Source organism: Oribacterium sp. KHPX15 (genome assembly GCF_900107835.1).
Classification (GTDB): Bacteria; Bacillota; Clostridia; order Lachnospirales; family Lachnospiraceae; genus Oribacterium.
Genome location: NZ_FNRG01000002.1, coordinates 152,412 through 166,561, shown reverse-complemented (window position 1 = coordinate 166,561; position 14,150 = coordinate 152,412). Strand labels below are relative to the sequence as shown.

The 14,150-nt window shown below is 43.8% G+C and carries 12 protein-coding genes and 1 other annotated feature (1 of these 13 only partly in view); all 12 genes read right to left on the bottom strand.

Annotated elements, in window-relative coordinates:
- Positions 1-82 precede the first annotated feature (82 nt).
- The gene (locus tag BLV86_RS02095) at positions 83-1,459 is read right to left on the bottom strand and encodes an MATE family efflux transporter (protein WP_090814963.1); all 1,377 of its coding nucleotides are present in this window, start codon (positions 1,457-1,459) and stop codon (positions 83-85) included.
- The gene (locus BLV86_RS02090) at positions 1,456-2,076 is read right to left on the bottom strand and encodes a hypothetical protein (RefSeq protein ID WP_090814962.1); all 621 of its coding nucleotides are present in this window, start codon (positions 2,074-2,076) and stop codon (positions 1,456-1,458) included. The genes BLV86_RS02095 and BLV86_RS02090 overlap by 4 nt, the downstream gene beginning before the upstream one ends.
- A gap of 27 nt (positions 2,077-2,103) precedes the next feature.
- The gene (gene fliB, locus BLV86_RS02085) at positions 2,104-3,123 is read right to left on the bottom strand and encodes a flagellin lysine-N-methylase (RefSeq protein ID WP_090814961.1); all 1,020 of its coding nucleotides are present in this window, start codon (positions 3,121-3,123) and stop codon (positions 2,104-2,106) included.
- On the bottom strand, positions 3,120-4,124 hold the full coding sequence (locus tag BLV86_RS02080) for a tRNA dihydrouridine synthase (protein WP_090814960.1): 1,005 nt from the start codon (positions 4,122-4,124) through the stop codon (positions 3,120-3,122). The genes fliB and BLV86_RS02080 overlap by 4 nt, the downstream gene beginning before the upstream one ends.
- A gap of 12 nt (positions 4,125-4,136) precedes the next feature.
- Entirely contained in the window at positions 4,137-4,952 is an 816-nt protein-coding gene (locus BLV86_RS02075) for a L,D-transpeptidase family protein (protein ID WP_090814959.1), read from the bottom strand.
- 90 nt (positions 4,953-5,042) lie between these two features.
- Entirely contained in the window at positions 5,043-6,410 is a 1,368-nt protein-coding gene (locus BLV86_RS02070; RefSeq protein ID WP_049962406.1) for a L,D-transpeptidase family protein, read from the bottom strand.
- A gap of 96 nt (positions 6,411-6,506) precedes the next feature.
- The gene (gene truA, locus BLV86_RS02065; RefSeq protein WP_031552922.1) at positions 6,507-7,289 is read right to left on the bottom strand and encodes a tRNA pseudouridine(38-40) synthase TruA; all 783 of its coding nucleotides are present in this window, start codon (positions 7,287-7,289) and stop codon (positions 6,507-6,509) included.
- 22 nt (positions 7,290-7,311) lie between these two features.
- Entirely contained in the window at positions 7,312-7,578 is a 267-nt protein-coding gene (locus tag BLV86_RS02060) for an acylphosphatase (protein WP_031552920.1), read from the bottom strand.
- A 273-nt stretch (positions 7,579-7,851) separates the two neighbouring features.
- On the bottom strand, positions 7,852-8,796 hold the full coding sequence (tsf, locus tag BLV86_RS02055; protein WP_090814957.1) for a translation elongation factor Ts: 945 nt from the start codon (positions 8,794-8,796) through the stop codon (positions 7,852-7,854).
- A 205-nt stretch (positions 8,797-9,001) separates the two neighbouring features.
- Positions 9,002-9,748 (bottom strand): 30S ribosomal protein S2, encoded by a 747-nt coding sequence (rpsB, locus tag BLV86_RS02050; protein WP_031552915.1) that lies wholly within the window; start codon positions 9,746-9,748, stop codon positions 9,002-9,004.
- A 268-nt stretch (positions 9,749-10,016) separates the two neighbouring features.
- Complete coding sequence (topA, locus tag BLV86_RS02045; protein WP_031552912.1) at positions 10,017-12,011, bottom strand: type I DNA topoisomerase; 1,995 nt, start codon at positions 12,009-12,011, stop codon at positions 10,017-10,019.
- Positions 12,012-12,042: 31 nt separating this feature from the next.
- Positions 12,043-13,929, bottom strand: coding sequence for a threonine--tRNA ligase (locus tag BLV86_RS02040; protein ID WP_090814956.1), 1,887 nt, complete (start codon positions 13,927-13,929; stop codon positions 12,043-12,045).
- A gap of 85 nt (positions 13,930-14,014) precedes the next feature.
- Positions 14,015-14,150 (bottom strand) — a binding site (T-box leader); it runs 66 nt beyond the window's last position.

Sequence of the window (14,150 nt, the reverse complement as noted above, 5' to 3'; positions counted from 1 at the left end):
TATAAATTTACTTAAATAAGATGTCAACGTGAGTTATGTACATTATATTGATTTTTATTGCCTGATTTTATGCCTGTTTCTTTCAGAATATCTTTCGCTTATTTACAAACCGGAAATAATAAAGCAGAAACAGGATTGATGTTGTCACCCAGGTCAGAGGATAACTGAATTCAACGGTTTCTATCCTGTGCCATACGGGTACGGCAAAGAATATCCATAAAACTCTCAGTATACAGATTCCAAATACTGAAATGATCATTGGTTTCAAGCTGTTGCCCATCCCTCTGAGAGAACCGGATAAAAGCTCAATGGTCGTATAAGTAATGTAGAATGGCGATAGATACCGTATCATGGCGGTTCCGGTATTTATGACACTTTCGTCTGTGGCAAAAAGGTTGAAAGCAAGGAATCCCCATTTGTAAAGAATGAAGGTCATAAAACCGGTGATGAGAGCCATGATGACAGCACTTTGCCTTATGCACTGCCGTACTCTTTTATACAGCCCCGCTCCGTAATTCTGCCCTACGAAAGTTGTGACTCCTATGCCGAATGAACTTGAGATCATCCAGTATACCGAATCTATCTTGGAGTAGGCAGCCCATGCCGCCACTGCGTCAGTCCCGAATTCGTTTATGGCTGTCTGGATAAAGACATTGGAAAGGGAATACATGAGGGACTGGATTCCCGCCGGCAGTCCTATGGCAATGATACGAAGAAGCTGCTTTTTGTGAAGTGTCAGTTCTTCTTTGGACAGTCGGTAGCTGCTATTGGCTTTACTTAGTGTGTATAAAACCATCACGGCACTGATAAGCTGGCAAAGGATTGTGGCAAGTGCGACTCCCATAACACCGAGCCCCAGCTTAAGAACAAAGAAATAGTCAAGTATTATATTGGAAATGCAGGATACAACAAGGAATATAAGAGGCCGTTTGGAATCTCCCACAGCTCTCAGAATGCCGGCGCCCATATTATAAATGAGGTTTGGTATCATTCCCAGGGAATATACGCGGAGATATATAATGGTGAGATCCAGAACTTCAGCCGGGGTCTTCATCCAAACGCTGAATACAGGCATCATGAAGTAGCCTATCAGAGTGAGAAGTGCTCCGCTGATTATGGAAAGCAGCATGGCGGTGTGAACAGCTTTTCTGACTGAGTTATCCTTATTTGCGCCATAATACTGGGCCGTTACCACACCTGCCCCTGATGCTACGCCAACAAAGAACCCCACGAAAACATTCACCAGCATGGCAGAGCTTCCGCCAACTGCGGATAAGGCTTCCTTACCTACAAATCTTCCTACCACAACGGCATCCACCGTGTTGTAGAGCTGCTGAAAAAATGTGCCCATGATAAGAGGCAGCACATAAAGAATGAGAGTCCTCCATATCACACCTTGGGTAATGGCGTTATATGAAAGACTATCGTTGTTGGAAATGGTTTTATCGTTGGATTTCATTTTACCTGTTTGATGAGTTCTTTAAGGGTTTTTTCGTCGATTCCGTTTTCTGAGTAAATGGAATAAGCATTCCCCGCCTCTTTCCAGATAGCGTCATAGATTACGTCATCCTTAAGGCTGAGGTTAACTTCTTTGCCATCAATGGTTTTTGTTGTGCTGGTGGTATCAGCATCGTTAGCTGCTTCTGAAAGAAGGTCGGACAGAGTTTTACTGTCAGTGCCCTTTCTGATAATGATGTCATTACCGTCGGTGGTAATGTAGTCTGCTTCAAGAAGGGTGCCTGCAATGGCCTTGTAATATGGCTCTACTCCGGATATATCTTCGGGGAACGTACCTTCAAAGCCTGCCTGTTTTGCTGCATCGGAAAGAAGCTGCATGGAGGCCTCGGGATTGTCCATAACATAGTTTACAAGGTTTGATAATATCCTTTTCTCTCTTTCTGTCACATTGATCTCGCCACTTTTAAAGCCTTCAGCTATTCCGGAAATGATCTCCTGAGTTAAGTCCTCAGATGAAACAGACTCTTGTGGAGTCTTGCGTTTTCCACAGGAACATATAGTGATAAGAGATAAAAGTATCAAACCGGTATATACAGTTTTTCTGAATTTTCTGATCATATTAATCTCCATTCTGCCTGTTTTATATTAGTCGGAGAATTTTTTTATCCTGCCAACATTACCGTCATCATGCTCTACTTCTTTTGAATAAAGGTGAGCCACATAAATCATATCCGACACATCAAGCTTTCCTTTACTTAGCCATTCAGCAAAAAGCATGAAAAATATAAGTCTGAGGCTGCGATGAACGAAGCATAATTCGTTTTCTATGTCACCGTCTGTTAGTGTATCGATAAAATATCTGAAAACAAAATACACTCCGGTTTTGGATATCCATTCGTCAAGCTTTTCGGAATATAGAGAGGTGAATTCGGTTATCCTGTCAAGTTTGGATGGATTTTCGGATAATTCCTTATAGTAGGAAAGCTTTTCGGACCATTCGTCATTAATGGAATCCAGGGATTCAAAAAGTATAATGAGCTCTTTGAAGCTCTCCTGAAGGAAAATCCGGGATTTGTCCTTTTCCCCGGGATCTTCGCCCTCGGCATAAGAAACCAAAGCTCTTACTTCACGGAGCTTATCGTTAAAAGAATGGTCAGTATCCTGCAAAAGGGAAATGCATTTGTTTCGAAGGGAAAGGATCTCAACAAGAGTATCCTGATCCTCTTCTGTCAGAGGCTCTCCTTCCACCGGGTTTTCGGACCGGACATATTCTATGACCGGGGTTTCTGTATAGAAGATCCTTCCAAGTTCCATACAGCTCAGACTCATATCGGTCTGTTCATAATTACCGATATCTATAAAGTATCTTGGATACTCGGTACAGGTCTGACAAAGACTCTCCTCTCCCAGGTTAATGAATATATCGCATAAGTTTTCTTTGTTCAAAAATGGACATCGTTTATCTTTTGTAAGTGGGAAATAGCAGTCCTCTCCTTCTTCACAAATATGGTCTTTAAGTCTTTTCCCGAATTCACCATCAACGCTTTTATAGTACTTTGCGGATTCCGAATCCACATCAACTTCCCAACCTGCGCAGCAGGTGTCCGGACAATCACCGCCGATACAGCGGAAACGTTCATAATATTCAGGATATTCCAGTATCATAAGGATTCACGCTCCAGTTTACAGTTTGCCATAAGATTTCGCACGGCGGATTTATATTCGGGCAGGGTCTTTGCCTTTCTTATATCCTTCATATATCTTTCTGAACCTGCAAAGGATTTGCTGAGCCAGCTCCAGTACTCTTTTACTTTGTATAAAAGATTTGCATCGCTGCCCATTTCGGGTATATATGATTCTATCAATGCTTCGTGAAAGGCCTTTATTTCATCAAGGGTGCAGGGCTCTCCGCCGTTAAGCTCTCTTACAAGAGATGGATTAATGAGTAAACCTCTGCCTATCATTATGGTATCTATCTCAGGAAACAATGCTTTCACCTTTTCGAAGTCCGATCCTGTAACAATGTCTCCGTTATATACAAGGTGATGCTTTGAACCTTCTATGAATTTTCTGAAGTAATCATAGTGTATCTCGCCTTTGTAGAACTCCTTTTGTACCCGGCTGTGAACTATAACATCACAAAGTGGATATCTGTTGTATATGGCTATAAGCTGCCCGGATTCTGAAGGGTCATGTATGCCAAGTCTGGTTTTCACGGAAATGGAGACCTGCTTTTTGGCAGATGCAGAAGCATTATCGGAAGAATCATAGGATATATGATTTTTATCAAGGAGTTCAAAGGTTTCTTCCAGGAAAGCGTCCAGCCTGTCAGGGGAACGAAGCATTCCTGAACCCTTATTCTTGGCTACAACAGTACCTGATGGACAGCCAAGGTTCAGGTTTACTTCCTTATATCCAAGATCTGCCATTCTTTCTATGGCCCACACGAACATTTCGGCATTGTTGGTGATGATCTGGGGAACAAGGTCGGGCACTTTGTTAAGTGCGGGGTCAGTATCTCTTATCTCTCTTGTTGTAAAAGAAAATGTATCGTTTGCCGAGAGAAAGGGCGTGTAAAAACGATCTATCCCCGGAAAACACTGTTGGAAGGCATTACGAAAAGGATATCCTGTAATGCCTTCCATAGGTGCAAAATAAAATTTCATATGATGATAGTATTAAAAATAAGAAATGTAGTCAGTATCAGGAACTATCATGATATAGCAGCCGTCGTGACATTTCTGTAAGAGCGTAAGCATATCCTCTTCAAGCACTGATACGCAGCCGGCAGAGCCCCACTCGGCAGGGTTTTTACAATGAAGAAAAATAGCGGAACCGCGCTTGTATACAGTAGGATTGATATTGAAGCCGATAGCCATAGCGTATTTATAGCAAATCTCATACTTGATAAGGTGCTCACCTCCGACGGGAGTTGCGCTCTCAACCCAGGTATTGTAGGTATCCTTCTCGCCTGACCAGTAGGAGTTTTCTGTTATCTCTCTCCAGGTCATGGCAGTTCCCGGGTTTGAACCGAATCCGAAGGCATGAAGTATGGGGAAAGAACCTATAGGAGTTGTTTCGTCTCCTTCATGTCTTTCGCTAAAAAGCTTTAGGCCTTTTCTGCCATAACCGCAGTAAACATCCATATCCTTGATCCAGCTTCCGTCAGACTGTTTATTCCATAAGGTGAGGTTGTGGTCCACCACAAGGATGATCTGGTCTGTTATCTGGGCAGTCTGACTTGATTTAAGCTTCTCGTATAATGCAGAGGTGTCTTCTGCAGGGATTTCACTGTTGATGATAGTACCGGCAGTTGAGGAACCGGTGGTTTCATTGATGGCAGCACCGTCGGAAGCATTTGCGGAACTGGTATATGCTGCAAGCTCTGATTCCGGCATACCGGGACCGAATTCTGCAAAAGAAGAAAATGCGGTGCAAATAATGGCAGTCAGTGTAAGGGCTGCGGTAATAAATTTTAAATCAAACTTTTTCATAAATCTCCTCTTTATTACATAACCTGTGGACGCCGGAAATACAGAGTCCACAGATTAAACTTAAGTCAGGGTCGGCAAAACGTAACCTTTTTAATAGTATGTGATTACAGGGATGCCTGCGTATACCAGTGAGTAAAGCTCTTTTGCTTTAGGAATAGGCATATTTACACAGCCGTGGGATCCGCTGTAACGGTAAATGGAACCACCGAAGCTTCCGCGCCAGGAGGCGTCATGGAAGCCGCAGCCATTATAGAACGGCATCCAGTAAGTAACAGGAGATGCATAGTCACGTCCGCGTAATACTACATTTTTTGCCTTATACATGACGCTGAAAATGCCTGTAGGGGTTCCTCTTCCGCGACTGGTGTTTCCGGTTACACAATCGGAAGTGAAAACAACATTTCCATCCTGTACGAAGTAAACCTTCTGGTCAGACATATCAACTTCCAGATAAGTATCGCCGTATTCGTTTCCTGAACGCTGGCAGCCGGAGGTTGTGTATACAGGTTCACGTTCTACCGGTAATCCTGAAAGGATATCCTCCTTAAGCTGTTCGATTTCCTTTTTCTTCGAAATGTTGTAACCGTAAGGGCCCTTGACATTAATTATACGTCCTGAAACAGTCTTGAAGCTTCTTGTGGTATAGGCAGTATCTGTTGAGGTTTTAAGTTCGGTAACATATTCATCTACCTTTTCTTCATTTAATGTAACGGTACCATCTTCCTGCTTGTCTAGCCATGGATAATAGGTATCTGAATTCAGTATGATCTTTTGATTTCCGAAATCGTAGGTTATGGAGGCAGCAAGAGCTTCGTTCAGGGTTGTGGCTCTCTGGTTCAGGAGAGTATCATTTGAACGGATATCTGCTGTCAGATAGCAGTCTTCATCTGTCAGATCTACAAAAACAGCCCTGTCGGTTATGGCATCCTCAATAACGCCTGTAACCTTTTCGGGATCAGGAGTGTCACCGTCTACTTCCGATGCTATGGTATAGCCGGCTCCGGGTATATAGGCTGTCAGAAAAGCATCAACAGGAGCATCTGTGGTTCCTTCCTTTGGCAAAAGATCATTGTTTATGATGGACTTTAATTTTTCTTCATCAAAGGAAACAGAATCGGGCTCTACAAAGTAGTTGCCCGGATTCAACATATAGTAAGGATAGATTAAAGGATTCTGCACACGGATTTTATCTACAGGGAAAACTGCAGTGAGGTCAATGTCTGAACCTTTAATTGTTAATTCGTTTTTATGGATGTCTCTGACGGTGATGGCATAGGCATCCCTTTCCATTGCTGAAAGTCGTTCATTAAGTTCTTCCCTCGGAACCATGGAAAAATCTGCACCGTTAATAATGGTGCCCGGCATGATCTTGCCGGACATGTACATAGTACTTGCCAGATATCCTGCCAAAAGTCCGGCTGTGACTCCTAAAACGATACCAATACTTTTATCTTTCAAAACTAATCCCCTCCCTAAAGCTTTGTGATGTTTATATATGAGCTATGCATTCAAATGGAAATGCACTATAAATTCAAATAATTGATAAGATGACTATCAGTCGTAATCCACTTTCATGAGACATAACCCTTTTGCTTCTGCGGTATAGCCGGCTTTTTGACGGTCTTTGCTGTTAAGTATGTCTGCCATGGAATCCGGTGTTCTTTTTCCGAAGCCTATCTCCAGAAGCGTGCCTGTCATGATACGTACCTGATTTTGCAAAAAACCGGTTCCGTGAAAATAAAGTCGGATGTAAGGACCATTTTCAGTGATTTCTATATGGTCTATCACTCTGACAGTGGATTTCTTGAAATGTGAGTTACCGCAAAAACATTTAAAATCATGTTCTCCCAAAAGATATTCTGCAGCTTTGCGCATCGCTTCTATATCCGGCCTGCTGTCAAGGACTGTGACATATTTTCGTTCAAACACCGGCTTTTGCTCATCAAACCAGCAGGTATATCTGTAAGTCTTTCCGGTGGCCTTGAAACGGCTGTGAAACCGTTCTCCGCAAGGTTTAACCTCATTGATGCTTATATCATCGGGAAGATACCTGTTCATATAAGCTTTTATCCCGGTCTCTGTCAGGTCTTTTTCGGAATCAAGGATTACATTTGCGGTCATAGCTCTGGCATGAACTCCGGCATCTGTTCGTCCGGCACCTATTACGGTGATGGGAAAAGATGCAAAATCCTTAACAGAATAATCTTCTCCGTAAATCATACGGGTCAGCACCTGTTCCAGTTTCCCTTGTATGGTCAACTCTGTATTGGGCTGATGTTCCCAGCCGTAGTAACGGGAACCATCATAGCTAAGTGTGATTTTGTAGTTTTGCTTCATTACTATTAAAGATATGATCCTTTCAGTAAAGTACCCTAAAGGAACGTTCCTCTTTAATAACATTAATATTGCGTTCCTCTTTATCTGTAATCTCTATAAAACGCTGATTTCCTATTCTGTTCATGAATTCCTGGATGGCAACACTGGAACCCTGAAGCTCACAGGTTACTGATCCGTCGTCTTCATTTCTTGCCCATCCGGTAAGCCCCAGGGAACTGGCAAGGTGATAGGCGGTGTATCTGAACCCCACCCCTTGAACGGTGCCATAAAAAACTATGTGCTTACGTATGGCATTTCCGGCAGCAGGTGCTGCACCATCCTTTGAGGATGAGTTATCAAACTGATCAGAGTATTTTTTAAGGAAATCAAAAAGCATATTTATGACCTCATGTTTTACATGGTTTTTATTGTAGCATAAATATTAAACAGAAAAAATAACTGTAATATGTGGGAATTATGAAAATTGTTTAACGGAAGGCTTTAAGACAACAAAAGAGCAGGAAGAAAACTTCCTGCTCCAAACGTAAGATTATAAATTTTAGTTATACTAAAGACTATTGAATTAAGCCTTCTTAGCAGCAGCCTGCTGAGCAGCAACTTCTGCAGCGAAATCTTCGTTCTTCTTCTCAAGACCTTCACCAGTCTCAAAACGAACGAATGTTACAACCTCGATTGTAGCATTCTCAGCCTTGGCAACAGAATCAACATACTGCTGAACTGACTGCTTGCCATCCTCAGCCTTAACGTATGTCTGGTCAAGAAGACAGATCTCCTTAAGCTCCTTGTTGATACGTCCCTGAACCATACCTGCGATAACCTTCTCAGGAGCGTTTGGCTTCTCGTTCTTAGCTGCAGCTGTAAGGATTTCAGTCTCGCTTGCAAGATAAGCCTGATCAACTTCTTTACGTGATGTGAACTTAGGCTTAAGAGCAGCAACCTGCATAGCAATGTTCTTTGCCATCTCTACAACAGCGTCATTAACAACTGTTGACTTAACCTGAAGAAGAACACCGATACGTCCGCCGCCGTGTACATAATCCTGTACGAAACCATCGTTCTCTGTAAGCTTCTGGAAACGACGGATGTGCATGTTCTCACCGATGATTGAAATCTCCTCTGAAAGCTGCTCAGCAACTGTTCTTGAGTTGTCAAGATCCCACTTCTCAGCAAGGAAAGCGTCGATATCAGCTGCCTCTGAATGAAGAGCCTGTGCTGCTACCTCAGAAACATATGTCTGGAACTTCTCGTTCTTAGCAACGAAATCTGTCTCAGCATTAACTTCTACAACAACACCTGAGTGCTTGTCATCAGAAAGCTTTGTGAAAGAAACACCCTCAGCTGCGATTCTGCCGGCCTTCTTCTCTGCGCCTGCAAGACCCTGCTCTCTGAGGAAGTCTACTGCCTTGTCCATATCTCCGTCAGTTGCAGCGAGAGCCTTCTTACAAGCCATCATACCTGCACCTGTCATGTCACGTAACTCTTTAACCTGAGCTGCTGTAATTGCCATTGTTGTATCCTCCTGGATTAATTTATTATGGAAGAATAATCTTCACTTATTGTTTTTAAAATGAAATGAACCCAGCATTTAGCAATCTATTAAATTGTCTAATGCCGGGTTCATGTTGTTTTTATATCTGCCCGCGATTTGTTTTTTAATCGCGGGAGCCACGCGGCTTTGAGCGCTTCAAAAGAATCCGTAAGGATTCTTTCAATTAAGCCTCTGCAACTACAGAATCGTCACCAGCTGTAGCAGCTGCTGCCTCTTCCTCAGTCATCTCGCCCTGCTTAGCCTCGATAACAGCATCAGCCATCTTGCCTACGATAAGCTTGATAGCGCGGATAGCGTCATCATTTCCCGGGATAACATAATCAAGCTCCTCAGGATCAGCGTTTGTATCAGCGATACCGAAAAGTGTGATTCCAAGTGTGCGAGCTTCCTTAACGCAGATCTTCTCCTTCTTAGGATCAACTACGAAGATTGCATCAGGAATCTGCTTCATATCCTTGATACCACCGATGTTAGCCTCAAGCTTGTCCCACTCCTTCTTGATAAGAGCTACTTCCTTCTTAGGAAGAACATCGAATGTACCGTCTTCAGCCATCTTCTCGATCTCCTTAAGACGATCGATACGAGTCTGGATTGTCTTGAAGTTTGTAAGCATACCGCCAAGCCATCTCTCGTTTACATAGAACTCACCGCAACGAAGAGCCTCTGACTTAACTGCATCCTGAGCCTGCTTCTTTGTACCAACGAAAAGAACAGTACCACCGTCCTGTACAAGCTTAACCATTGCGTTGTATGCATCGTCAACCATCTTTACTGTCTGCTGAAGATCGATGATGTGGATACCATTACGTTCTGTGTAGATGTAAGGAGCCATCTTAGGGTTCCATCTTCTTGTCTGATGACCAAAGTGTACGCCAGCCTCAAGGAGCTGCTTCATTCCAATTGCACTCATTTTAAATACCTCCTGGTTAAAATCTTCCACCTGAATGTGTGTGCTCACCGTCGTCGCCTGTATTCTCAGGTACCATTCCGGTTTTCGTTCAGATGTGCTTTATAATGTTACTTTTGCAGATACACAAAAGTCGCGCTTTTTAAACGCGACTTGTAATATAACATAGTATTTTATTTTGTGTCAACTTAATTTTGGAGGTATAAGTGACAACTTTGCAAGACCCGTAACAGTTCAGACGGTGGGCCGGCTTGAATCTGAAGCTTTCCGGTCAGCACATGATCTCGCCGTCCTTCTTCTCCCCTGCTGTTGCTTCTTTTGGTTTGTTCCAGGTCATGTAATTGCACTCCGGATAATTTGAACAGCTGTAGAAAATACGTCCTTTCTTGGAACGGCGTTTTACACATTCGGAACCGCAATCCGGACATATAAAGCCGGCGTATTCCACATAGGGTTTGGTGTTCATGCATTCAGGGAATCCCGGACATGCAAGGAACTTACCGTGAGGTCCGTACTTGATAACCATCCTGCGTCCGCATTTGTCGCACTCGATGTCTGTTTCTTCATCACGGATGGTGATCTTTTCAACCTCCTGATGAGCCTTTTCAACTGCCTGTGACAGATCCGGATAAAAATTCTCAACCAGGGTCTTCCAGCTGATGTTGCCGTTTGCAACAGTATCCAGAAGTGATTCCATGTTGGCAGTGAAAGCTGTATCCACAATGGTCGGAAAATTCTTCTGCATCATGTCATCTACAGCCTGTCCAAGCTCTGTAACGAAGATATTCTTCTTTTCCTTTGTGATATATCTTCTTGCCAGCAGTGTGCCGATGGTAGGAGCATAAGTAGAAGGTCTGCCGATACCGTCTTCTTCCAGTGTCTTTACAAGAGAAGCCTCTGTGTAGTGAGCAGGAGGCTGGGTAAAATGCTGTTCCTTATCAAAACTCTGGAAACTGAGTTTTTCGCCTTCCTTCATTTCCGGAAGGGATACATCCTTATCGGCCTTATCCTCTTCTGACATGTATACAGACAGGAAACCGTCAAACTTAAGCTTTGATCCGTTTAATGTAAATACATAACCCTTGGCATCAAGCTTTACGGATTCGGTGTCATAAACTGCAGAAGTCATGCGGCTTGCGAGAAAACGCTTGTATACAAGAGTATAAAGACGGGCTTCATCTCTCTGGAGCTTTGCTTTAGCCTCTTCCGGTGTCATGTCAAGATCTGTAGGACGGATAGCTTCGTGAGCATCCTGGATCTTTACTTCCGGTTCCTGAGGCTTGCGGGCATCCTGTGAACCGCCGTTTACGTATTCCTCACCGTATTTATCGGATATGAAGATTTTTGCAGCTGCATCGGCTTCAACCGAGATACGGGTACTGTCGGTACGAAGATAGGTTATGTAACCATCCTCGTAGAGAGTCTGGGCAAGCTTCATGGTTTTGCTTGTTGCAAATCCGAGAGACTTGGCTGCCTCCTGCTGCATGGTACTTGTAGTAAAAGGCAGAGGGGCTTTCTTTCTGCGTTCGGATTTTTTGATATCGGAAATAGTGAAATCTGTTTTACCGATATGCTTTATGACATCGTCAACGGACGCTTCATCCGGCAGAGGCATTTTTTTATCTTTGCCGTAAAAGGCTGCAGTTAATTTCTTTTTGCCATGAAGAAGGTGGGCATCAAGTGACCAGTACTCTTCAGGTGTGAAGGCTGCAATTTCTGCTTCACGGTCGCAGATCATGCGAAGCGCTACAGACTGTACACGTCCTGCGGAAAGTCCCTTACGGATTTTCTTCCATAATAAGGGACTGATGGTATAACCCACCAAACGGTCTATGACTCTGCGGGCCTGCTGGGCATTAACGAGATCCATGTCAATATCTCTGGGGCTCTTGATTGCATTCTTAACCGCATTCTTTGTTATCTCGTTAAAGGTGATACGTGATATTTTGTTTCTGTTGGAAGCATCCTTATCAAGCTCGTTTTTGAGATGCCAGCTGATGGCCTCTCCCTCGCGGTCCGGGTCGGTTGCGAGATATATTTTATCGGCTTTTTTTGCTTCTTTTTTCAGCTTTGAAAGAAGCTCACCTTTACCGCGGATGGTTATGTACTTAGGTTCGTAACCATTCTCCACATCTACACCGAGAGAACTCTTCGGCATATCTATGAGATGACCCATGGTGGCATCCACGGTATAAGTTTTTCCAAGAAATTTTTTTATGGTCTTTACCTTTGCAGGAGACTCAACGATGATTAAGCTATTTGACATCTATGAATTACCTTTATATGTATTTATGTGATCAGTCGAAGTTCTCCGGAAGCTCAAGAGTATGCTCTGTATTAAGTTTCTTACAGATCTCAACGAACTTATCAAGAGGAACATTCTGAACCTGCTTGTTGGTTCCGCGGATATTGATGGAAACAGTATTCTCCTCAGCCTCCTTATCTCCGAGAACCAGGATATAAGGATCCTTAAAGTTCTTGAAGCCCTTGATCTTGGTCTTCATATTGTTGTCTGAGTAATCAGCCTCAACACGAACGCCTGCTGCTGTAAGAGCCTCTTCAACCTTCTTTGCATATTCATTGTGGTTCTCACGGATAGGAACGATACCTACCTGATATGGGTTAAGCCAGAACGGGAACATTCCCTTGAAGTTCTCGATGACAATACCGATGAAACGCTCAAGTGAACCGTAGATGGCACGATGGATAACTACAGGCATAACAGACTCACCCTGGTCATTGATGTAGGTGAGGCCGAAGTTGTGAGGAAGCTGGAAGTCAAGCTGGATAGTTCCGCACTGCCATTCTCTTCCGAGGGCATCCTTGATCTGAAGGTCGATCTTAGGACCGTAGAATGCACCGTCGCCTTCATTGATCTCGAATCCGTTCTCGCCGTACTGCTCTGTAAGGATCTCCTTAAGGTCAGCTTCAGCCTGGTTCCAAACCTCGATGTCACCCATGAAGTCATCCGGACGTGTTGAAAGCTCTGCACGGTAGGTTACACCAAAGGTTGTGTAAATCTCATCTGCGATTGCAATGATATCCTTGATCTCGTCCTTGATTTGAGATTCCATTACGAATGTATGGTCATCATCCTGACGGAACTCCTGTACACGGAATAGTCCGTTCATCTGACCTGACTTCTCCTTACGGTGAAGAACGTCGTACTCGCTGTAACGGATTGGAAGCTCCTTGTAGGAACGGTTCTTGCGCTTGAAGGTCATCATGGCATTGGGACAGTTCATGGGCTTTGCTGCCATGGTGTCAAGGTTCTCACGGTTGTAAACAACGGAACCTGCCATGATCTTTACAGCCTTAGGAGCCTCTTCCTGATTCTTAAGGTTCTCGATAACGCCGTTGATATCAGCGTCTGCTGCGAGGTGACCCTCGATACCGGGAACGATGAACATATTGTTGAGATAATGTGCCCAGTGTCCGCTGATGAGCCAGAGCTTCTTGTTGTTGATAAGCGGAGCTGAGATCTCTGTATATCCGTGAGCCTTCTGAAGCTCGCGGCTGTACTTAAGGAGAGTCTGATACATTACCCATCCGCGTGGGAGCCAGTATGGCATACCGGGAGCGGTCTCGTCAAACATGAAAAGCTCGAGCTGAGCACCGATCTTCTTGTGGTCGCGCTCTCTCGCTTCCTCGATCATCTTGATGTGCTGCTTGAGCTCATCCTTGGTAGGGAATGCATAGAAGTAAACTCTCTGAAGCTTATCTCTCTTCTCGTCGCCTCTCCAGTAAGCCATGGAAGCTGCGTGAAGCTCGAAGGCTGCGCTCATAAGCTCCTGTGAATTGTCTACGTGAGGTCCGCGGCAGAGGTCAACATAATCTTCGCCTGTATAGTAGATGGTAATGATTTCGTCCTCAGGAAGATCATTGATAAGCTCGGTCTTGAACTTCTGATCCTTGAAGATGTCAAGGGCTTCAGCCTTTGATACTTCCTTACGGGTCCAGTCCTCTCTTCTCTTTATGATCTCGCGCATTTTGTTTTCAATCTGCTTGAAATCCTTGTCGGTTATTGTCTTACCCTCGGGTAATGCAAAGTCATAGTAAGCTCCGTCTTCGATCTCCGGTCCGATTGCATACTGTACTTCTTTGCCGTAGATTTCGATGACAGCCTTTGCAAGGATGTGTGCAAGAGAATGACGATACACCTTTAAAATCTCTTCTTTTTCCATTTTGGTTCTCCTTTGTTTAGACAGAAAAGCTCTTTGGGGAAGCTTTTTTTATAATGAAACGTCCCAACCCATGACTGTAGTCATAGATTGGGACGATAAGTTCGCGGTTCCACCCAAATTGCTGCTGCGTTATGCAACAACCACTTTTTCTGATTATAACGTGATCAACGGGTCTGATTAAAGACCTCTCGGAGGTGGTTTTCGCGTTTTCTTCTGCAAAG